Raw genomic sequence first — 21,801 nt, forward strand, 5'->3', positions numbered from 1 at the left:
GCCAGTTTTATACGTATTTGTCTTAATTATACGCATGCGCATCCTTTTCGGACCTGAGGCTTCTGTCAGTGCTGATATACTCGATGCGGTACAGATTGATGAACACGTTCAATACATGAACAGTCCAGGAGAATTTAAATGGCTGCCATTAACTCGAAAGTCAAAAAAGCCGTTATCCCGGTAGCGGGATTAGGAACCAGGATGTTACCGGCGACAAAAGCGATCCCGAAAGAGATGTTGCCGCTGGTTGATAAGCCATTAATTCAGTATGTCGTTAACGAATGTATTGCTGCGGGCATCACTGAAATTGTGCTGGTGACTCACTCTTCGAAAAATTCGATCGAAAACCATTTTGATACCAGTTTTGAACTGGAAGCGATGCTGGAAAAACGTGTTAAGCGTCAGCTGCTCGAAGAGGTACAGTCTATTTGCCCACCGCACGTCACGATTATGCAGGTACGTCAGGGGCTGGCAAAAGGGTTAGGCCATGCCGTATTGTGCGCGCATCCCGTCGTGGGTAACGAGCCTGTCGCGGTTATTCTGCCGGACGTTATTCTGGATGAGTACGAATCCGATCTTTCTCAGGATAACCTGGCCGAAATGATTCGCCGTTTTGACGAAACCGGTAATAGCCAGATTATGGTGGAACCGGTCGATGACGTAACCGCTTATGGTGTCGTAGACTGCAAAGGCGTTGAATTAACCCCGGGCGAGAGCGTTCCGATGGTTGGCGTGGTAGAGAAGCCGAAAGCGGACGTCGCGCCGTCTAATCTGGCGATTGTGGGCCGTTATGTCCTGAGCGCAGATATCTGGCCACTGCTCGCGAAAACGCCTCCGGGAGCCGGTGACGAGATTCAGCTGACCGATGCAATCGACATGCTGATCGAAAAAGAAACCGTTGAAGCTTACCATATGAAAGGCAAGAGCCATGACTGTGGCAATAAATTAGGCTACATGCAGGCGTTTGTGGAATATGGTATCCGCCATAATTCTCTGGGTAGCGAATTTAAGGCCTGGCTTGAAGACGAAGTGGGTATTAAGCGGTAACCGGACGTTATAATTAACGTGATTAAGCGGCGCGGCACTCCAGCGCCGTTTTTTATGCGCCGCGTCTGGGGATTTTGGGAAATTACAGGCAAAAAAAATCCCGCGAGACGCGGGATTTCAGGCAAGTAAATACCGATTATTCCTTGATCAGGAAGTCTTCCAGCTGTTTACCTTGCTCTTCCATTGCTTTTTTGATCACTGCCGGAGTACGGCCCTGGCCAGTCCAGGTTTTGGTTTCGCCGTTTTCGTCAACGTAGCTATATTTAGCCGGACGTGCTGCACGTTTAGCTTTAGTGCCGGATTTAACCGCAGCCATGCTATTCAGCAGTTCATTCGGGTCAATGCCATCAGCAATCAGCATTTCGCGGTATTGCTGCAGTTTACGAGTGCGTTCTTCAACTTCAGCCGCTGCCGCGCTTTCTTCTTCACGACGCTCGTTAACAACAACTTCTAATTTTTCCAGCATTTCTTCCAGCGTTTCCAGGGTGCATTCTCTTGCCTGCGCACGAAGAGTACGGATGTTGTTCAGAATTTTAAGTGCTTCGCTCATTTTAGTAATCTCAAACTTATATTGGGGTGGTTTGTTGAGCTAATAATAGAGCGTTAAATTCAGATGTGCAATAGCCAGGAATGTAAGGAATTCAAAATTGCGCTTTATTTTTTGCCCCCAATTAATATCCGAACTTAAAATTTTCTTGAAGGAACGCACAAAAAAGAGCTTATTGGCAGAGCGGTTACTCCTTTTTTACCCGACGGCGGACGGATTCAGCTCACATTTTATGTGGCGAAATAGTTACGCATTTCAGTGATTTCAACCTTTTGTATTAGTTTCCCACGGGGCTATACGCTATTACTTTGCAAGAGTTATGTAGAACAGTAACAATAAGTACAGGGTTTCCATTTAGCTGGCGTTGATAAGCGCTATTGATGTATATCGCGTCTGCAATATCGCAACAATGGGATTTGTCGCCTGATGTTTGTTCAATTGTTAATTCGTATTTTCCTTACGGTCGCCGTCGCAACGTGAACGAGCGGAAGGCGGAAGTGTGCATTCCGCCACCCGTTAACGTGCTATCCGACGCTGAACAACGGGAAATTATGGTACACTCGGCCCCGTCTTTATTCACTCTGGTGAGGGTCTGTGGCCGATGGCGCAGCTATATTTCTACTATTCAGCAATGAATGCAGGTAAGTCGACTGCCTTACTGCAATCTTCCTACAATTATCAGGAACGTGGGATGCGCACCGTCGTATATACCGCGGAAATAGACGACCGTTTTGGCGCAGGAAAAGTCAGTTCGCGTATAGGGTTGTCATCTCCTGCCAAATTGTTTAATCAACAGTCATCTTTGTATGCAGAGATTGCCGCTGATAATGCGCGCGAGCCGATACACTGTGTGCTGGTTGATGAATGTCAGTTTTTAACTCGCCAGCAGGTTTATGAATTATCGGAAGTTGTTGACCAACTCGACATTCCGGTGCTGTGTTACGGCTTGCGCACCGATTTTCGCGGTGAACTGTTTACGGGCAGTCAGTATCTGCTTGCATGGTCAGATAAGCTGGTTGAATTAAAAACGATCTGCTTCTGTGGTCGTAAGGCGAGTAGGGTATTACGCCTTGACCAGGCAGGCAGACCGTATAATGAAGGGGAGCAGGTGGTGATTGGCGGCAATGAGCGCTATGTCTCCGTTTGCCGTAAACATTATAAAGAGGCGCTGGAAGAAGGCTCTCTGACGGCGATACAGGAACGTCACTGCCACCGTTAAGCTACCCGCAGAGGGTGACTGAGGAGCCCTGACGGCATTCTTGTGAGCATAGCGTGTGCAGTAGTGGAGCAGCCATAAAAAAGCGGCCTCATCAGAGGCCGCTTTTAGTATGCTTTCGCAGAACCGCAATTAGGCGGATTTCTTCGCTTTTTTGTCAGCTTTTGGAGCCACAACGGCTTCAGCTTTTGCGGTTACGCCTTCGCTGAACTCACGACCGTAGTAGGTATCCAGCAGGATCTGTTTCAGCTCGGAGATCAGCGGGTAACGCGGGTTAGCGCCGGTGCACTGGTCGTCGAAGGCATCTTCAGACAGCTTGTCAACGTGAGCCAGGAAGTCTGCTTCCTGAACGCCGGCTTCGCGGATAGACTTCGGAATACCCAGTTCAGCTTTTAGGCTTTCCAGCCAGGCCAACAGTTTCTCGATCTTCGCCGCTGTACGGTCGCCCGGTGCGCTCAGACCCAGATGGTCAGCGATTTCAGCATAACGACGACGCGCCTGCGGACGGTCGTACTGGCTGAATGCCGTCTGCTTGGTCGGGTTGTCGTTGGCGTTATAACGGATAACGTTGCTGATCAACAGGGCGTTCGCCAGACCGTGTGGAATGTGGAACTGGGAGCCCAGTTTGTGCGCCATGGAGTGGCACACGCCGAGGAAGGCGTTAGCAAACGCGATACCGGCAATGGTCGCGGCGCTGTGTACGCGTTCACGGGCAACCGGGTTTTTCGAACCTTCGTTGTAAGACGCCGGCAGGTTTTCTTTCAGCAGTTTCAGCGCCTGCAGCGCCTGACCGTCAGAGAACTCAGACGCCAGCACGGAAACGTAGGCTTCCAGGGCGTGAGTCACCGCATCCAGACCACCGAACGCACACAGTGACTTCGGCATATCCATCACCAGGTTAGCGTCGACAATCGCCATATCCGGCGTCAGCGCGTAGTCTGCCAGCGGATATTTCTGACCGGTCGCGTCGTCGGTTACCACCGCAAACGGCGTCACTTCTGAACCGGTACCGGACGTGGTGGTGACAGCGATCATTTTCGCTTTCACACCCATTTTCGGGAACTTATAGATACGTTTACGGATATCCATAAAGCGCAGCGCCAGTTCTTCGAAGTGGGTTTCCGGATGTTCGTACATCACCCACATGATTTTCGCCGCATCCATCGGGGAGCCGCCGCCCAGCGCGATGATCACGTCTGGTTTGAAGGAGTTGGCCAGTTCAGCGCCTTTACGTACAACGCTCAGGGTTGGGTCAGCTTCCACTTCAAAGAACACTTCGGTTTCAACGCCAGCCGCTTTCAGCACAGAAGTGATCTGGTCTGCATAGCCGTTGTTGAACAGGAAGCGGTCGGTCACGATGAGCGCACGTTTGTGGCCATCGGTAATCACTTCATCCAGCGCGATCGGCAGGGAGCCACGGCGGAAGTAGATAGATTTCGGAAGTTTGTGCCACAACATGTTTTCAGCTCGCTTAGCAACGGTTTTCTTGTTGATCAGGTGTTTTGGACCAACGTTTTCAGAGATGGAGTTACCACCCCATGAACCACAACCCAGCGTCAGGGACGGTGCGAGTTTAAAGTTGTACAGGTCGCCGATACCGCCCTGAGAAGCCGGGGTGTTGATCAGGATACGGGCGGTTTTCATCATCTGACCGAAGTAAGCGACGCGTTCCGGCTGGTTGTCCTGGTCGGTGTACAGGCAGGAGGTATGACCGATACCGCCCATTGCCACCAGCTTCTCGGCTTTGTCCACCGCATCTTCGAAATCTTTCGCGCGGTACATTGCCAGGGTCGGGGACAGTTTTTCGTGTGCGAACGGCTCGCTTTCGTCAACCACTTTGACTTCGCCAATCAGGATTTTGGTGGTTGCCGGTACGGAGAAGCCTGCCAGTTCAGCGATTTTATACGCTGGCTGACCCACGATAGCGGCGTTCAGCGCGCCATTTTTCAGGATAACGTCCTGAACGGCTTTCAGCTCTTTGCCCTGCAGCAGGTAGCCGCCGTGGCTGGCGAAGCGTTCGCGAACCGCATCATAAACAGAATCAACAACAACGACAGACTGCTCAGACGCACAGATAACGCCGTTATCAAAGGTTTTGGACATCAGCACGGACGCAACGGCACGTTTGATGTCGGCGGTTTCGTCGATAACAACAGGCGTGTTACCCGCGCCCACGCCGATGGCCGGTTTACCGGAGCTGTAGGCCGCTTTCACCATACCCGGACCGCCGGTCGCGAGGATCAGGTTGATGTCCGGGTGGTGCATCAGGGCGTTGGACAGCTCAACCGAAGGCTGGTCGATCCAGCCGATCAGATCTTTTGGCGCACCGGCAGCGATGGCCGCCTGAAGAACGATATCCGCCGCTTTGTTGGTGGCGTCTTTGGCACGCGGGTGCGGAGAGAAGATGATGGCGTTACGGGTCTTCAGGCTGATCAGCGATTTGAAGATAGCTGTGGAGGTTGGGTTAGTGGTCGGTACGATACCGCAGATGATACCGATCGGTTCAGCGATGGTAATCGTCCCGAAAGTGTCGTCTTCAGACAGCACACCGCAGGTCTTTTCATCTTTATAGGCATTGTAGATGTATTCGGAAGCAAAGTGGTTTTTGATCACTTTATCTTCAACGATACCCATGCCGGATTCGGCTACGGCCATTTTGGCGAGGGGGATACGGGCATCTGCGGCTGCCAGAGCGGCGGCGCGGAAGATTTTGTCGACCTGTTCTTGAGTGAAACTGGCATATTCACGCTGGGCTTTTTTGACGCGCTCGACGAGTGCGTTAAGTTCAGCGACATTAGTAACAGCCATAATGCTCTCCTGATAATGTTAAACTTTTTTAGTAAATCATCTGCGCGATACGTGAGTATAGACAGAGGGCATAAGTTTGTATAACAACCGAAAAATCAAATGGTTACTTAACGTCCAGTTCGCTCTGATTTACTAAAAGAGCTTATACGTCAGCGTCATCTAACTCTAACGCGTTACTTCCAGGTGGCGTAAGCAAGGTTACTCACTTCTGAGTAGCGATTACGTGATCCAGATCAAAATTTCGCAAAGCTGACACCTTTCAGCAGGGCATTTTAGCGCTAAACGTTAAGTGTTGATTAATTGTATAGGTGAATGGTCTTTAAGTTAGCATAATTAATACATATTAATAACACTCAGGAAAGGGAGCAATTTTGCGTGAAGCAGGTGAAAAGTGCTGTGAAAAGGCGTATCTTCAGCACGGTTTTTACCCTTTACTCTTTGATTAACTTTATACGGCTAACGCTGCGGAGCTAACCGTGACTCAAACGCTGTTTGATTTTCCTGTTTATTTTAAATTTTTCATAGGGTTATTTGCGTTAGTGAACCCAGTCGGGATTATCCCCGTTTTTATCAGCATGACCAGCTACCAGACGGCGGCGGCACGTAATAAGACCAACCTGACGGCGAACCTGTCCGTTGCCATCATTTTGTGGACCTCTTTGTTCCTTGGCGATGGCATTCTCCAGGTCTTTGGCATTTCTATCGACTCATTCCGTATTGCTGGCGGCATTCTGGTCGTGACCATCGCCATGTCGATGATCAGCGGTAAGCTGGGGGAAGACAAACAGAACAAACAGGAAAAATCAGAAACGGCGATTCGGGAAAGCGTGGGCGTAGTGCCGCTGGCGCTGCCCTTGATGGCGGGGCCGGGGGCAATCAGTTCCACTATCGTCTGGGGAACCCGCTACCATAGCCTGATGTATTTGTTTGGCTTCTTTATTGCCATTGCGCTCTTCGCGCTTTGCTGCTGGGGATTGTTTCGCATGGCGCCGTGGCTGGTGCGCGTCCTCGGGCAAACCGGAATTAACGTGATTACGCGTATTATGGGTCTGCTGCTCATGGCGTTGGGCATCGAATTTATCGTTACCGGTATTAAGGCGATATTCCCCGGTCTGTTAAGTTAATACCTTTCAAATGAAAGAATAGGCGGAGCATTAATGGCTCCGTTTTTCTCCCGTCATTATTTTCACTTTCCGTTGCGCTTGTACTGCAGTCGTTCGTCTGCGGTATAGATACCATTTATTTATTGCATTGATTTAGCAGAGATTCTCTACAAAAGGCTGGTGCACAAGGTGTAAATTTTTTCACATCACAATCCGGGACTTGATGAAGGATTATTGAAATGTTATTAGTTATTTCAATGACCTCTCAGATGAATGTGCTAAATAATAAACAATTGTTAATTTTTTGTGCATTTGAGTTCATGGGTGAAAGCGCAGGATGTCAAAATCAGTTAATTATAGATTACATGTTATTTAACAGTAAGTTATGCGTTAATTCGCGGTTTTGATACGTTCTGTTGGGGCGGTTTTTTTTCTACAAAAGAGAATTGCTTAACAAATCTGTAAATTGTATTGGCGGACGAGAAACGCATTTGTTACTTTCCGACACTCTATTTCTCAGCAGAATGTGCGTTGATGAGAATTAATATCAACACGCTTTTTGCCCGAATACGGCGCGCGTTTCTGACAGGGGAAGCGCGCAAAAAGAATCGACGTAAGGCGGTCGTTCGAATCGCCAGAATAAATAAAGTCGGTGATAGCAGGCAGTAAAGCACCTGACAGCAGAAAGTCTCCGGGGCTGATCAGGGATCCTTAGCGGGATTAACAGGCTGGTAATAAAACCAGTAATTATAATGAGGGAGTACAAACACAATGACCAACACGAAAAAAAGTTTAGTGGCCGCAGGGGTTCTCTCTGCGCTCCTCGCCGGTAATGCGGCAATGGCTGCGGTCGTCCCCGCAGGCGTGCAGCTGGCGGAAAAGCAAACGCTGGTGCGCAATAATGGCTCGGAAGTTCAGTCTCTCGATCCGCATAAAATCGAAGGGGTACCGGAATCCAACATCAGCCGCGACCTGTTCGAAGGGTTGATAATAAGCGACGTAGAGGGCAAACCCTCTCCCGGCGTGGCGGAAAAGTGGGACAATAAAGACTTTAAAGTCTGGACGTTCCATCTGCGTAAAGATGCAAAATGGTCCGACGGCTCCCCAGTGACCGCTCAGGATTTCGTTTATAGCTGGCAGCGTCTGGCCGATCCCAACACCGCTTCGCCTTATGCCAGTTATCTGCAGTACGGACATATCGTGAATATTGACGATATCGTCGCCGGTAAAAAACCGGTGACCGATCTGGGCGTTAAAGCCCTCGACGATCATACTTTTGAAGTGACGCTGAGCGAGCCGGTGCCATATTTCTATAAGCTGCTGGTGCACTCGTCCGTTTCTCCGGTACCGAAGGCGGTGGTTGAAAAATTCGGTGATAAGTGGACGCAGCCAGCGAATATAGTCAGTAACGGCGCTTACAAACTGAAGGACTGGGTGGTTAACGAGCGTATCGTCCTTGAGCGTAACCCCCAATACTGGGATAACGCCAAAACCGTTATTAATCAGGTCACCTACCTGCCGATCTCCTCAGAAGTTACTGATGTTAACCGCTACCGTAGCGGTGAAATCGACATGACCTACAACAACATGCCGATTGAACTGTTTCAGAAGCTGAAGAAAGAGATCCCGAACGAAGTACACGTTGACCCGTATTTGTGCACCTACTATTACGAAATCAATAACCAGAAAGCACCGTTTACGGATGTGCGCGTGCGTACCGCGCTCAAGCTGGCGCTGGATCGCGATATCATCGTCAACAAAGTGAAAAACCAGGGGGACTTGCCAGCCTACAGCTTTACGCCGCCGTATACCGACGGGGCGAAACTGGTGGAGCCGGAATGGTTTGGCTGGACGCAGGAAAAACGTAACGAAGAAGCGAAAAAACTGCTGGCTGAAGCCGGTTATACCGCCGATAAACCGCTGACCTTTAACTTGCTGTACAACACCTCCGATCTCCATAAGAAACTGGCCATTGCCGCCGCGTCTATCTGGAAGAAAAATTTAGGCGTCAACGTGAAACTGGAAAACCAGGAGTGGAAAACCTTCCTGGATACGCGTCATCAGGGGAATTATGACGTTTCCCGCGCCGCCTGGTGTGCGGATTACAACGAGCCGACCTCTTTCCTGAATATGGTGCTGTCTGACAGTTCGAACAACACCACGCATTATAAGAGCCCGGCCTTTGACAAGATCATTGCCGATACGCTGAATGCACAAGATGACGCGCAGCGTGCTGAACTCTATGCTCAAGCCGAGCAGCAGTTGGACAAAGACTCTGCAATAGTGCCGGTGTTCTATTATGTCAACGCTCGCCTGGTTAAACCGTGGGTAGGGGGTTACACCGGTAAAGACCCGATGGATAATATTCACGTTAAAGACTTGTATATTATCAAGCATTAATGGCAAAGGGTGGGGCAGAATAGCGTGCCCCACTGTGTCTTTTATCGTCGACTATTACTACCTCGCTGCACACGTTCAGCATGGCGAGGTATAAAGGCACACGCCAGAAGGTACGGGCAATGTTGAAATTTATCTTACGCCGCTGTCTGGAAGCGATTCCGACGCTATTTATTCTTATTACCATTTCGTTCTTTATGATGCGTCTGGCGCCGGGGAGTCCTTTCACCGGCGAGCGCGCATTGCCGGCAGAGGTGCTGGCGAATATCGAAGCGAAATATCATCTCAACGACCCCATCATGACCCAATATTTCAGCTATCTGAAACAACTGGCGCATGGGGATTTTGGTCCTTCATTTAAATACAAAGATTACACCGTTAACGATCTGGTGGCGTCGAGTTTCCCGGTTTCGGCGAAACTGGGCGCGGCGGCTTTCCTGTTAGCGGTGATCCTCGGCGTTAGCGCGGGCGTTATCGCGGCGCTTAAGCAAAATACGCGCTGGGATTACATGGTGATGGGGGTGGCAATGACCGGCGTCGTCATCCCGAGCTTTGTGGTCGCGCCGCTTCTGGTGATGATATTTGCCATCACGCTGCACTGGCTGCCGGGCGGCGGCTGGAATGGCGGGGCGCTGAAATTTATGATCCTGCCAATGGTCGCCTTATCGCTGGCCTATATCGCCAGCATCGCCCGTATTACCCGCGGTTCGATGATTGAAGTTTTACACTCCAACTTCATTCGCACCGCACGGGCGAAAGGGCTGCCGATGCGACGCATCATTTTTCGCCATGCGCTGAAACCGGCGCTGTTACCGGTGCTTTCATACATGGGACCGGCCTTTGTCGGCATCATCACCGGCTCAATGGTCATTGAAACTATCTATGGCCTGCCTGGCATCGGCCAGCTTTTTGTGAATGGCGCGCTGAACCGTGACTATTCGCTGGTGCTAAGCCTGACGATTCTGGTAGGGACGTTAACCATCGTATTCAATGCGATTGTCGATGTGCTGTATGCCGTGATCGACCCGAAAATCCGTTACTGAGACTGGAGCTCGCGATGATGTTAAGTAAGAAAAACAGCGAGGCGCTGGAGAATTTCAGTGAAAAGCTGGAGGTCGAAGGGCGCAGCCTGTGGCAGGATGCCCGCCGACGCTTTATGCATAACCGTGCGGCGGTTGCCAGTCTGGTTGTTCTGGTCATTATTGCCTTGTTCGTCACGCTGGCGCCAATGCTGTCATCGTTCACCTATTTTGATACCGACTGGGGAATGATGTCGAGCGCGCCGGACGTTGAGTCCGGACACTATTTCGGCACTGACTCGTCCGGTCGCGACCTGCTAGTGCGCGTGGCGATTGGCGGACGTATTTCTCTGATGGTGGGGATCGCCGCTGCGCTGGTGGCGGTGATTGTGGGGACGCTATACGGCTCGCTTTCCGGCTATCTCGGCGGCAAAGTGGATTCGGTGATGATGCGCCTGCTGGAAATCCTCAACTCCTTCCCGTTTATGTTCTTCGTGATCCTGCTGGTCACCTTCTTTGGACAAAATATCCTGCTGATTTTTGTGGCTATCGGCATGGTCTCCTGGCTGGACATGGCGCGTATCGTGCGCGGTCAGACGCTGAGCCTGAAGCGTAAAGAGTTTATCGAGGCCGCTCAGGTGGGCGGCGTTTCCACGACGAATATCGTTATCCGCCACATTGTGCCCAACGTGCTTGGGGTGGTGGTGGTCTACGCGTCGTTGCTGGTGCCAAGCATGATCCTGTTTGAATCTTTCCTCAGTTTCCTGGGATTGGGAACCCAGGAGCCGCTGAGCAGTTGGGGCGCGTTATTAAGCGACGGCGCGAACTCAATGGAAGTTTCGCCGTGGTTGCTGCTGTTTCCGGCAGGATTCCTGGTGGTGACGTTGTTTTGTTTTAACTTTATTGGCGATGGCTTGCGTGATGCCCTCGACCCGAAAGACCGTTAAGGAGCGCAGCCATGAGCGTAATTGAAACAGCAACCGCGCCGCTCGCGGAGCAACGGGCTAACGCACTGCTGGACGTACAGGATCTCCGCGTGACCTTCAGTACGCCGGACGGTGACGTCACTGCCGTAAACGATCTGAACTTTACCCTGCGTGCCGGGGAAACCTTAGGAATTGTCGGCGAGTCCGGCTCAGGCAAATCGCAGACCGCGTTTGCGCTGATGGGACTGCTGGCCCCCAATGGCCGGATTGGCGGATCGGCAAAGTTCAATGGCAGTGAGATCCTTAATCTACCCGAACGGGAACTGAACAGACTGCGCGCCGAGCAAATTTCGATGATCTTCCAGGACCCAATGACCTCGCTGAACCCTTATATGCGCGTTGGGGAGCAGCTAATGGAAGTGCTGATGCTGCATAAAGGAATGCGCAAAGCTGAGGCATTTGAAGAGTCGGTGCGAATGCTGGATGCCGTCAAAATGCCGGAAGCCCGCAAGCGCATGAGAATGTTTCCCCATGAGTTTTCCGGCGGCATGCGCCAGCGCGTCATGATCGCGATGGCGTTGCTGTGTCGACCAAAACTGCTGATTGCCGATGAACCGACCACCGCGCTGGACGTGACCGTGCAGGCGCAAATCATGACCCTGCTCAATGATCTGAAGCGGGAGTTCAATACGGCAATCATTATGATTACCCACGATCTTGGCGTTGTGGCGGGTATTTGCGACAAAGTGCTGGTGATGTATGCGGGGCGCACTATGGAGTACGGCGCAGCGCGCGACGTCTTTTACCGTCCCGTTCACCCCTATTCCATCGGCTTGCTTAACGCGGTGCCGCGTCTGGATGGCGAAGGCGAAGAGATGTTAACGATTCCCGGCAACCCGCCAAACCTGTTGCGTTTGCCGAAAGGCTGCCCGTTTCAGCCGCGCTGTCCCTACGCGATGGAGATATGCAGCAGCGCGCCGCCGCTCGACGAGTTCAGCCCGGGTCGCCTGCGCGCCTGCTTTAAACCGGTGGAGGAACTGGTATGAATGCTGTAGATGAAAAACGTAAAGTCCTCCTCGAAATTGCCGATCTGAAGGTTCATTTCGCGATTAAAGACGGCAAGCAGTGGTTCTGGCAGCCGTCAAAAACGCTGAAGGCGGTGGATGGCGTGACGCTGCGGCTGTACGAAGGCGAAACGCTGGGCGTCGTGGGGGAGTCAGGCTGTGGAAAATCGACCTTCGCAAGGGCGATTATTGGTCTCGTGAAAGCGACCGACGGAAAAGTGGCCTGGCTGGGAAAAGATCTGCTGGGTATGAAAGCGGAAGAGTGGCGCAACGTGCGCAGCGATATCCAGATGATTTTTCAGGATCCACTGGCGTCGCTGAACCCACGCATGACCATCGGAGAAATTATCGCTGAACCGCTGCGCACCTATCATCCGGCGCTACCGCGGCAGGACGTACGCGAACGGGTCAAGGCGATGATGATGAAAGTGGGGTTGTTGCCAAATCTCATCAACCGTTACCCGCACGAGTTTTCCGGCGGTCAGTGCCAGCGTATCGGTATTGCGCGTGCGCTGATCCTGGAGCCGAAGCTCATTATCTGCGACGAGCCGGTTTCGGCACTCGACGTCTCCATTCAGGCGCAGGTGGTGAATCTGCTGCAACAATTGCAGCGTGAAATGGGGTTGTCGCTGATATTTATCGCCCATGACCTGGCGGTGGTGAAGCATATCTCCGACCGCGTACTGGTGATGTATCTGGGGCATGCGGTAGAGCTGGGGACCTACGATGAGGTGTATCACAACCCGCTGCACCCCTATACTAAAGCGTTGATGTCTGCCGTGCCAATCCCCGATCCCGATCGGGAAAAAAACAAGACCATCCAACTGCTGGAAGGGGAATTGCCTTCGCCAATTAACCCGCCTTCCGGCTGTGTATTTCGCACCCGTTGCCCGATCGCCGGGCCGGAGTGCGCAAAAACACGCCCGGTGCTGGAAGGCAGTTTCCGACATGCTGTTTCCTGCCTGAAAGTAGACCCGTTATAATTGCCAGGGCTGATATCACGTCAGCCCTGTTTTTTATTGTGAGGTTACCGTGTCACTTTCTTTATCGTCGATTCGGCGTCGTCTTTACCACACCTTATTTGATCTGAATACCCGCTCGGGGCGGCGCTTTGAAGGTCTGTGCGCGCTGTTTGCGCTGATCAGCGTGGTCATTATTTTTGTCGAATCGGGACTGGGAACCCAGTATCACCTGACCTATGACGAATGGCATCTTTTTGTCTGGCTGGAACTGTTCGTCACGCTCATTTTCACCGTCGAATATTTGCTGCGTCTGATCAGTTGGCCGAACCCGGCAAAATATGTGTTCAGTTTTTGGGGAATAATTGATTTAGCCACCATACTGCCGCTCTACGTTATGTGGCTATGGCCGGAGATCAGCCTGAATTATGTCTTTGCCTGGCGCGCCATGCGGGCGATCCGCGTATTGCGTATCTTAAAGCTGCTGCGCTTTATGCCTTCTTTGCGCGTATTCTGGCAGGCAATTGTCAGCGCGCGGCATCAGTTGATTCTGTTTTATTCTTTTATCGCCATCGTCATGATTATTTTCGGCACGCTGATGTATCTCATCGAGGGGCCGAAATACGGTTTTACTACGCTGAACGCTTCTGTCTACTGGGCGATAGTGACGGTCACCACCGTCGGATATGGCGATATCACGCCACATACGCCGCTTGGGCGGATTGTTGCCTCGCTGTTGATCCTGATTGGCTATTCGGTGATTGCTATCCCAACCGGCTTAATTACTACCCATATGGGTACCGCGTTTCAAAAGGATAATCAGCCGCGCAAGTGTCCGCACTGCCAGCAAAGCAAGCACGAAAACAGCGCGCGGTATTGCAACCACTGTGGCAGTAAATTACCGGGGTAAGGGAAGAACGCCGGAAAGCGGGCGACTTTCCGGCATGACGGAGGGTTATTCGCGCCAGAGAATATGGCAGAGCTTATGGTCTTTTTCGCGACACAGGAGAACGCGGGCAAAAATATCGTTAATCTCGCCGTCTTCACTGTCGGCAAGCCCAATCACTACCTCGGCAAAGAAATCAGGATTCAGGTCGTAATCGACGTGTTCCTGCCAGTCTTCAGACGGATCAAACAATTCCGCTCCACCGCGTTCTTCGAACTGTAAATTGAACAGAATAATGTCTGCCGGGTCGAGGTTATCGGCCGCCAGTTCGAGAAAAATATCGTAAGCCTGCTCAAGCGTTTCATCTTCAGTCAGGCGATTGTTCAGATCCATATCCATAATGACTACCTGTTTACCCACTATTGGGCACGTTTTACAGCAATGGACTGAAGAAGTAAAACAGTCGCTCGGCAATCCGCTGCCAGAGTGGGCGTTTTACCCACAAACGGGCATCCAGCAACCGCGAGCGGGAGATATAGTCGTCCTGCACCGCGGCGAGATCGCCGCCGAATCCGGCATCATCGATCACCAGCGTGATTTCGAAATTCAGCCACAGGCTGCGCATATCCAGATTGACCGTACCGACAAGACTCAGCTCACCGTCCACCAGGACGCTTTTGGTATGTAACAGGCCGCCTTCGAACTGATAGATTTTGACGCCTGCCGCCAGCAGTTCGCTAAAGAACGCACGGCTGGCCCAGCCAACCAGCAGGGAATCGTTCTTGCGGGGAAGAATTATGCTGACGTCCACGCCGCGCTGGGCGGCGGTACAGATGGCGTGCAGCAAATCGTCGCTGGGCACGAAGTAGGGCGTCGTCATGATCAAATATTCACGCGCGGAATACGCGGCGGTCAGCAGCGCCTGATGAATCAAATCCTCCGGGAAGCCGGGGCCGGATGCAATGGTGTGGATCGTGTGACCGCTGGCCTGCTCGAAAGGCATAATATTGACGTCCGGCGGCGGGGGCAAAATGCGCTTGCCGGTTTCGATCTCCCAGTCGCAGGAGTAGACGATGCCCATCGCAGTCGCAACCGGACCTTCCATGCGCGCCATTAAGTCTACCCACTGGCCGACGCCGGCGTCTTGTTTGAAGTAGCGCGGATCCACCATATTCATGCTGCCGGTATAGGCAATGTAGTTGTCAATCATCACCATTTTACGGTGCTGACGCAGGTCCATGCGCCGCAGGAAGACACGAAGCAGGTTCACCTTGAGCGCTTCAACCACTTCTATCCCGGCGTTACGCATCATCGCCGCCCATGGGCTGCGGAAGAACGCCACGCTGCCAGCGGAGTCGAGCATCAGACGGCAGTGAATGCCGCGGCGCGCGGCCGCCATCAGCGACTCCGCAACCTGATCGGCCATGCCGCCCGGCTGCCAGATATAAAACACCATCTCGATGTTATGCCGCGCCAGCTGGATGTCCCGGATCAGCGCCTGCATCACATCGTCGGTGTCGGTCAGCAACTGGAGCTGGTTGCCCTTGACGCCGGCAATGCCCTGGCGACGTTCGCAAAGTTTAAACAGCGAGGACGCCACGCTGCTGTTTTCTTCGGCGAAAATGTGTTTGCAGGATTTGAGATCGTTTAACCATTTGGCCGTGGAAGGCCACATTGCCCGCGCGCGTTCAGCACGACGTTTGCCTAAGTGAAGTTCTCCAACGGAAAGATAAGCGATGATCCCGACCAGCGGCAGTATATAAATGATCAGCAGCCAGGCCATGGCGGAAGGCACCGCGCGTCGTTTCATTAATATACGTAATGTTACACCGGCAATGAGCACCCAGTAGCCCAGAATGACCAGCCAACTCACCACCGTGTAGAAGGTTGTCATAGTTTAAAAATCCTTTTGAAAGCGCATTGTTAAGAGTTTACGCGTCAGGATTAATCTGGCAAATAAAAACGCGGGAAAAGCGCTAGCCTGCCTGGCGACGAGGCGTATAATGCAGACTCTTGCACTGTAAGAGTAAGGCACATGAAGCGGAGTAGAACGGAAGTGGGACGCTGGCGTATGCTGCGTCAGGCCAGTCGCCGAAAAGCGCGTTGGCTTGAAGGGCAGTCACGTCGCAATATGCGGATCCACTCAATCAGAAAGTGTATCCTCAACCATCAGCGTAACGCGCTGCTGTTTGCGATCCACAGCGTCTGAGCAACACGGGCACCGCCTGCGGTGCCCAAAGAACTGCGGTTTAAAACGTTTTCTTATAGGGCTTAACCGACACCTGGGCATACACCCCGGCGGCCACATACGGATCGGCTTCCGCCCACTTTTGCGCGTCTTCCAGTGAATCAAATTCTGCAATGACCGTTGAGCCGGTAAAACCCGCCGCACCCGGATCGTTGCTGTCGACCGCGGGCATTGGACCTGCGGTCAACAAACGACCTTCATCGCGAAGCAACTGCAGACGCGCCAGATGAGCAGGGCGGACGGAAAGGCGTTTTTCCAGCGAATCGGCGTGATCCTGAGCATAGATAACATAAAGCACGTATAAGGCTCCTTAATCAGAAACGTCATGGGACGCAAACAGGCAGATCGAGTGTGTAAATACGTTATTGGAAAGGTCACCTGACTGCAACGCAAAGATGTCAGCTTTGTTAAGGCCACAGCGTTAGCAAGGATTTTTTTCGCCAGAATTTGGTTTTTAAATGCCGCCGACCGTGATGCCTTATTGAATATGATTGCTATTTGCATTTAAAATTGAGGTCTGGTTTTTCAACTGAAACGATTATGACTTCAATGACCCTTGATTTACCTCGTCGCTTCCCCTGGCCGACGCTGCTCTCTGTTGCCATTCATGGCGCGCTGGTTGCGGGACTCTTATATACCTCGGTACATCAGGTTATTGAACTGCCCGCGCCTGCGCAGCCTATCTCCGTAACGATGGTCTCTCCGGCAGACCTGGAACCGCCTCAGGCGGTTCAGCCGCCGCCGCAACCGGTCGTTGAGCCTGAACCCGAGCCGGAACCTGAAATTACCCCCGAACCGCCAAAAGAAGCGCCGGTGGTGATCGAAAAACCGAAACCCAAGCCAAAGCCGAAACCCAAACCGAAGCCGGTGAAAAAGGTCGAGGAGCAGCCGAAACGGGACGTTAAGCCCGCGGAGCCGCGTCCGGCATCACCGTTTGACACTAACGCGTCTGCGCGTCCGACGACCCGTAGCGCGGCGGCAACCAGCAAACCTGCTGTCGCCGTGCCGTCAGGACCGCGCGCCCTGCGCCGTAATCAGCCGCAGTATCCGGCGCGCGCGCAGGCGTTACGTATTGAAGGGCGGGTGAAGGTGAAATTTGATGTGACTGCAGACGGCCGGGTGGACAATGTGCAAATTCTTTCTGCCCAACCTGCCAATATGTTCGAGCGTGAAGTGAAGAATGCGATGCGCAGATGGCGCTACGAAGCGGGTAAACCCGGTTCTGGGCTGGTGGTCAATATTGTCTTCCGTCTGAACGGCACCACACAGATCGAGTAATGAATCGTATAAATCCGCAGCCGGAGGACAGTACACCGTCCTCCGGCACTGTTGAGGCAGGTTTCCGATATCAGTCCTGCACCGGCAGCGGGCGCGGCTTTCCGTCCGGATCAACCGCAACATAGATAAACAGCGCTTCGGTTGCTTTGTAGCGCTGGCCAATGGGCTCTGACGCCACTTTCTTCACCCAGACTTCAATATTAATACTCACCGAGGTGGTTCCGCGCTTCACGCAGCGCGCGTAACAGCACACGACATCGCCCACGGCTACCGGGCGCAGAAAGCTCATTCCTTCCACGCGGACGGTTACCACGCGGCCATGAGCAATCTCTTTCGCCTGAATCGCGCCGCCAATATCCATTTGTGACATCAGCCAGCCGCCAAAAATATCGCCATTGGCGTTTGTGTCAGCGGGCATGGCCAGTGTGCGTAAAACCAGTTCGCCCTGAGGGACGTTAGTTGTTGTTGTCATGGTAAAACCGAGTAGAGAGAAAAAATTCCAGCCGCGATGCTACTATGATTTTCGCATGGATAACAGAGGGGAAACGCCCGCGAGGCGGGCGTTGGAGAGATTAAAATGACATGGTGACGCCAGCGTAATATGCCCGGCCTGGTTCGTTGTAGGTCGACGCGCCGTCGTTTTCACGATAAATCTGCTTATCGAACAGGTTACTGATGCCCGCATTAAGTCGCAGATTCTTTGTCATCTGATAATTCGCGCCAATGCCGACAATCGCGTAGGCGCCGATTTGTTTATCCGACATTGCGCCGGTCTCGTTACGCGTTTCGGCGTACTCACGCGGTTTCTGACGGCCATACTGCGTCCACTGGAGGTTTGTCGAGAATTTATCGTTAACCTGCCAGTCCAGCATGGTATTGATCGTGTACTTAGGAATAACCGACAGTGGGTTACCGGTGTCCTTATTTTCCGATTTGATCATGTAGGTCGCATTGGTGCGCCAGCTCAGGGTGTCCGGCAGCAGCGGGATCACCACGTTACCTTCCAGACCTTCGACTATTGCTTTGCCGCCGTTTTCCCACTGCAGAATGTTGTTGCCGTTAGAGGCGTAGCCGATGATGTCCGTTCCCGAAACAATCTTATTTTTGTAGTCGTTACGGAACCAGGTTATGCCCGCATCCCAGCCGTCATAGTTAAATTCAAGACCGATCTCTTTATTGATACTGATTTCCGGATCCAGGTCCGGGTTGCCCAGCAGGTAGCAACTGCCCGTGGCGATATTATTCGGGCAGCCGTTGCCGCGTGTGGACAGCAGATAGCCTTCGCTGGACTGATACAGGTTTGGCGCTTTGAAGACCCGCGCAATCCCGGCTTTTAGCTTAAACATGTCGCCAAGCTCCTGGGACATGTTCAGGCTGGGGCTCCAGTTACTGCCGAAGTCGTTGTGATAGTCAAAGCGGATCCCCGGGATGATGTCCGTTCCTGGGCGCGCCTGGATGTTATCTTCAAGATAAATACCGGTCAGGGTGGCGCTGTTTTTCGTGCTACGGTCAGAAGCGTCGCCGGAGACATTGCCAATCTGCACGCCGGATGCGCTGGTCGCCTGCATCGATGCCGGATCGTTTAGTTCATCGCGGCTCCATTCGGCCCCAAGGGTCAGGGTTTGATCGACCAGCCAGAAGACCGGAATGTTCAGTTCGCCAGAAGAACGATACGACTCCAGGCGGCTGGTGGAGTAATCGGTATTATTGATCATTCCCTCCACTTTCCCGGTCGAGCCTTCCTGCATCCGCGTATTATTGGTTTTTTCATAATAGACGCCGAATTTTGACTGTCCCCAGTCCCAGATCCCGTTATGGGTTAAGCCCCATGACTGACGGTACATCCGGTTAGTTTCTTCACCGTATAGCGTGTTGACCAGACCATTAGGGCTGACGTTGCTGTTACTGTACTGGGTGTCGCCTGCGTAAATATTCCCCTGGCGGCTGTAGCTGTAGTCAAAATCGACAATCTGCTGCGGCGTCAGTTTCCAGGAGAGCAGGGCATTAATATCTTTGTTGCGTACCCCTTCACGTCCGGCGGCATAGGAGCCGTTTTGTTGGGTATTGATGTCCGCGGCGTCGGCGTCGGTTTTGTTAATGTTTCCGTACAGGCGCATCGTCAGTACATCGTCAATGAGCGGCCCACTCAGGTTGAAGTTTGCGCGCTTGGTCGCGCCTTCTTTATTGTTTTCGGGCTGGTTGGTATAGAGAGAAAGCGAGCCGTGCCAGTCGTTTGTTGGCTGTTTGGTGATGATATTCACCACGCCGCCAGCGGCGCCAGAGCCGTAGCGTGCCGCCGCCGGGCCGCGCAGAACCTCAATGCGCTCAACCATTTCCGCAGGCACCCAGTTGGTATCACCCCGGGTGTCCCGCTCGCCGCGCCAGCTATAGCGTACCGAGTTTCTGGACGTTACCGGTACGCCGTCAATCAAAATAAGGGTGTTTTCCGGACCCATACCGCGAATGTCTATCTGACGGTTATTGCCCCGGCTACCGCTGGCGCTGTTACCCGTCAGGTTAACCCCCGGCATAGTGCGAATAATATCGGAGAGATCGTTAACGGGAGGGTGTTTTTCAATGTCTTTGGCGGTAATGACAGACACCCCTGGCTGCTGCTTAAGGGCTTCTTCGGCGGTGGCCTGAACGACCATGGTTTCACCGTCATTCATCGCGTCGTCTGCAGCGAACGCATTTCCACTCAATGCTGCGGCAATCAAGAGCGCCAGAGGGCGCGGAGAGCTTTTTATTATCGAAATCATCAACGGACATCCCTATTGTTAAAAATGCGATACGGAATATCAATGATAAGCATTCTCATTACAATATCGGGAAGGCAATCTCCACAATATCTTCATGATTCACCCAATTTATGGATCGATAACAAAGGAAAAGTGCAGAACAGGTGATACCGGGAGGGGAGAAAAAAAGCCAGGCTTTCAGGCCTGGCATCAAAAGCGGTTCAGGATTTGTCTTCCTGCGGCATATGTCGATAAATATAGACGCCGCTGAGCAGGGTAAAAATCAGCGTCAGCGCGGTCAGGCCAAACACTTTAAAGTTCACCCAGATATTTTGCGGTAGCCAGAACGCGATATAAATATTCGCGAGGCCGCACAGAATAAAGAACACCGCCCACGCGAGGTTGAGCTTCGACCACACTGCTTGCGGCAGCGTCAGTTCTTTACCCAACATGCGCTGAATCAGCGGTTTTTTCATTACCCACTGGCTGATAAGCAACGCGCTGGCAAACAGGCCATAAATGACCGTGACTTTCCACTTAATAAACTCATCGTTATGGAAGAAGATCGTCAGCCCACCAAACACGGCGACCAGAACAAAAGTAATCAGCGCCATTTTCTCTACCTTGCGGTAGCGAACCCAACTGTAGATAAGCACGATGGCCGTTGCCACAATCAGCGCGGAGGTGGCGGCATAGATGTCATAGACTTTGTAAAAAACAAAGAAGACCACCAGCGGTAAAAAATCGAGAAACTGCTTCATTGTTCATTTCCGTAATCAAAAGCGTCGGGCGAAAAGGCCTGCGACGCGTAAGGGGTTATTGGCGAATCAACATATACAAACGGAACAGGTAGATGAGCAATACGGCAGAGATCAAATTGCTCAACGTATTTGCGATCACCGCGCCAACGTTCGGGTCAAAGGCGGCAAAGCTCGATGCGAACAGCAACAGCAGCGTTTTTGCCAACAGCCAACCGATGACGGCCGGAGCCACCAGTCGCATGTTCGCCCACGCCAGACGCATGCTGTTACGCATGGCCTCAAATATGCCCATCTTATCCTGCACCAGCATCACCGGGGCCAGAGCCAATACGATGGCCAGCAGAATGCCGGGCACCACAATCAGCATAATCCCCAGTTGCACCAGCAGCGTGGTCAGCAAAATAAGAATGAACAGTTTTGGCAGCACCGGCGCGCTGGCGCCAATAGCACGCAGCGCGCTCACGCGGTGGCCTGCGGAAATGAGCTGGATCATTAACAACACGCCACCGGCGAGGACGGCATTACCGATAAGGCCGGAGAACGTGGACGCCGCCGACGCACGCAGGAGGATCTGCTGCTGCTCTGGCGTCATATTTTGCACCAGCTCGAACAAGCCAGCGCTCCCGGCCAGATGATCCCCTTCACTCAACTGCGCGATTTGCGCATCGCTGGGTGAGAAGGCATGCCCTAATACCACCGTGATAAACGCGCACAGCAGCGAGATCAGCAGGATGGTTAAAAATTGATTACGGAAAAAATTCCCGGTGTCACGGTATACGGACTTCGCCGTGATAGACATGCACT

20 protein-coding genes are annotated in these 21,801 nt (G+C 52.5%); 11 read left to right on the forward strand and 9 right to left on the reverse strand.

Features of this window, described 5'->3' with window-relative positions; all coding sequences use genetic code 11:
- The first annotated feature begins 138 nt into the window (after nucleotides 1-138).
- Nucleotides 139-1,047: a UTP--glucose-1-phosphate uridylyltransferase GalU gene (galU, locus tag OOJ60_RS17145; RefSeq protein WP_042283556.1), complete on the forward strand. Its 909-nt coding sequence runs from the start codon at nucleotides 139-141 to the stop codon at nucleotides 1,045-1,047.
- A gap of 136 nt (nucleotides 1,048-1,183) precedes the next feature.
- On the opposite strand, the gene hns is transcribed toward galU, so the two are convergent.
- Nucleotides 1,184-1,597, reverse strand: a complete 414-nt coding sequence (gene hns / locus OOJ60_RS17150; protein WP_012906011.1) for a histone-like nucleoid-structuring protein H-NS — start codon at nucleotides 1,595-1,597, stop codon at nucleotides 1,184-1,186.
- 598 nt (nucleotides 1,598-2,195) lie between these two features.
- On the opposite strand from hns, the gene tdk reads away from it, so the two are divergent.
- Nucleotides 2,196-2,813 carry a thymidine kinase gene (gene tdk, locus OOJ60_RS17155; RefSeq protein WP_205612093.1) on the forward strand — a complete coding sequence of 206 codons (618 nt, stop codon included), beginning with the start codon at nucleotides 2,196-2,198 and terminating at the stop codon, nucleotides 2,811-2,813.
- A gap of 129 nt (nucleotides 2,814-2,942) precedes the next feature.
- On the opposite strand, the gene adhE is transcribed toward tdk, so the two are convergent.
- Nucleotides 2,943-5,618 (reverse strand): bifunctional acetaldehyde-CoA/alcohol dehydrogenase, encoded by a 2,676-nt coding sequence (adhE, locus tag OOJ60_RS17160; RefSeq protein WP_042283542.1) that lies wholly within the window; start codon nucleotides 5,616-5,618, stop codon nucleotides 2,943-2,945.
- Nucleotides 5,619-6,094: 476 nt separating this feature from the next.
- Between adhE and OOJ60_RS17165 the strand changes: the two genes are divergently transcribed.
- The 7 genes from OOJ60_RS17165 to OOJ60_RS17195 all read left to right on the forward strand — a co-directional run bounded on the left by OOJ60_RS17165 (nucleotide 6,095) and on the right by OOJ60_RS17195 (nucleotide 13,996).
- Nucleotides 6,095-6,742, forward strand: a complete 648-nt coding sequence (locus tag OOJ60_RS17165) for a YchE family NAAT transporter (RefSeq protein WP_042283539.1) — start codon at nucleotides 6,095-6,097, stop codon at nucleotides 6,740-6,742.
- Between the two features lie 750 nt (nucleotides 6,743-7,492).
- Complete coding sequence (gene oppA / locus OOJ60_RS17170) at nucleotides 7,493-9,121, forward strand: oligopeptide ABC transporter substrate-binding protein OppA (RefSeq protein WP_200033375.1); 1,629 nt, start codon at nucleotides 7,493-7,495, stop codon at nucleotides 9,119-9,121.
- 119 nt (nucleotides 9,122-9,240) lie between these two features.
- A complete protein-coding gene (gene oppB / locus OOJ60_RS17175) occupies nucleotides 9,241-10,161 on the forward strand; it encodes an oligopeptide ABC transporter permease OppB (RefSeq protein ID WP_042283529.1) in 921 nt (306 codons plus the stop codon).
- A gap of 14 nt (nucleotides 10,162-10,175) precedes the next feature.
- Complete coding sequence (oppC, locus tag OOJ60_RS17180; protein WP_060571308.1) at nucleotides 10,176-11,084, forward strand: oligopeptide ABC transporter permease OppC; 909 nt, start codon at nucleotides 10,176-10,178, stop codon at nucleotides 11,082-11,084.
- Nucleotides 11,085-11,095: 11 nt separating this feature from the next.
- Nucleotides 11,096-12,109 (forward strand): ABC transporter ATP-binding protein, encoded by a 1,014-nt coding sequence (locus OOJ60_RS17185; protein WP_060571307.1) that lies wholly within the window; start codon nucleotides 11,096-11,098, stop codon nucleotides 12,107-12,109.
- On the forward strand, nucleotides 12,106-13,110 hold the full coding sequence (oppF, locus tag OOJ60_RS17190) for a murein tripeptide/oligopeptide ABC transporter ATP-binding protein OppF (protein WP_042283516.1): 1,005 nt from the start codon (nucleotides 12,106-12,108) through the stop codon (nucleotides 13,108-13,110). The genes OOJ60_RS17185 and oppF overlap by 4 nt, the downstream gene beginning before the upstream one ends.
- Before the next feature lie 49 nt (nucleotides 13,111-13,159).
- Nucleotides 13,160-13,996 (forward strand): ion transporter, encoded by an 837-nt coding sequence (locus OOJ60_RS17195; protein ID WP_205612092.1) that lies wholly within the window; start codon nucleotides 13,160-13,162, stop codon nucleotides 13,994-13,996.
- Nucleotides 13,997-14,041: 45 nt separating this feature from the next.
- On the opposite strand, the gene OOJ60_RS17200 is transcribed toward OOJ60_RS17195, so the two are convergent.
- Entirely contained in the window at nucleotides 14,042-14,371 is a 330-nt protein-coding gene (locus OOJ60_RS17200) for an HI1450 family dsDNA-mimic protein (protein ID WP_042283511.1), read from the reverse strand.
- Between the two features lie 34 nt (nucleotides 14,372-14,405).
- Nucleotides 14,406-15,866, reverse strand: a complete 1,461-nt coding sequence (cls, locus tag OOJ60_RS17205; protein ID WP_042283506.1) for a cardiolipin synthase — start codon at nucleotides 15,864-15,866, stop codon at nucleotides 14,406-14,408.
- Nucleotides 15,867-16,007: 141 nt separating this feature from the next.
- Between cls and OOJ60_RS17210 the strand changes: the two genes are divergently transcribed.
- The gene (locus tag OOJ60_RS17210; protein WP_131729057.1) at nucleotides 16,008-16,181 is read left to right on the forward strand and encodes a YciY family protein; all 174 of its coding nucleotides are present in this window, start codon (nucleotides 16,008-16,010) and stop codon (nucleotides 16,179-16,181) included.
- Between the two features lie 40 nt (nucleotides 16,182-16,221).
- On the opposite strand, the gene OOJ60_RS17215 is transcribed toward OOJ60_RS17210, so the two are convergent.
- Nucleotides 16,222-16,518 (reverse strand): YciI family protein, encoded by a 297-nt coding sequence (locus tag OOJ60_RS17215; protein WP_042283503.1) that lies wholly within the window; start codon nucleotides 16,516-16,518, stop codon nucleotides 16,222-16,224.
- A gap of 251 nt (nucleotides 16,519-16,769) precedes the next feature.
- Here OOJ60_RS17215 and tonB point away from each other — a divergent pair, with 251 nt between their 5' ends.
- On the forward strand, nucleotides 16,770-17,498 hold the full coding sequence (gene tonB / locus OOJ60_RS17220) for a TonB system transport protein TonB (protein WP_205612156.1): 729 nt from the start codon (nucleotides 16,770-16,772) through the stop codon (nucleotides 17,496-17,498).
- A 70-nt stretch (nucleotides 17,499-17,568) separates the two neighbouring features.
- Here the strand turns inward: tonB and yciA are convergent, their stop codons facing one another.
- From yciA to OOJ60_RS17240, 4 genes are all read right to left on the reverse strand, one after another.
- Nucleotides 17,569-17,970, reverse strand: a complete 402-nt coding sequence (gene yciA / locus OOJ60_RS17225) for an acyl-CoA thioester hydrolase YciA (protein WP_042283498.1) — start codon at nucleotides 17,968-17,970, stop codon at nucleotides 17,569-17,571.
- A gap of 100 nt (nucleotides 17,971-18,070) precedes the next feature.
- On the reverse strand, nucleotides 18,071-20,257 hold the full coding sequence (locus tag OOJ60_RS17230; RefSeq protein ID WP_205612091.1) for a TonB-dependent siderophore receptor: 2,187 nt from the start codon (nucleotides 20,255-20,257) through the stop codon (nucleotides 18,071-18,073).
- Between the two features lie 200 nt (nucleotides 20,258-20,457).
- A complete protein-coding gene (locus tag OOJ60_RS17235; RefSeq protein ID WP_042283489.1) occupies nucleotides 20,458-20,997 on the reverse strand; it encodes a septation protein A in 540 nt (179 codons plus the stop codon).
- A gap of 55 nt (nucleotides 20,998-21,052) precedes the next feature.
- Nucleotides 21,053-21,796 carry a YciC family protein gene (locus tag OOJ60_RS17240; RefSeq protein ID WP_042283485.1) on the reverse strand — a complete coding sequence of 248 codons (744 nt, stop codon included), beginning with the start codon at nucleotides 21,794-21,796 and terminating at the stop codon, nucleotides 21,053-21,055.
- Nucleotides 21,797-21,801: the final 5 nt, after the last annotated feature.

The sequence above is a fragment of the Citrobacter sp. R4 genome (assembly GCF_026719175.1).
Classification (GTDB): Bacteria; Pseudomonadota; Gammaproteobacteria; order Enterobacterales; family Enterobacteriaceae; genus Citrobacter_A; species Citrobacter_A sedlakii.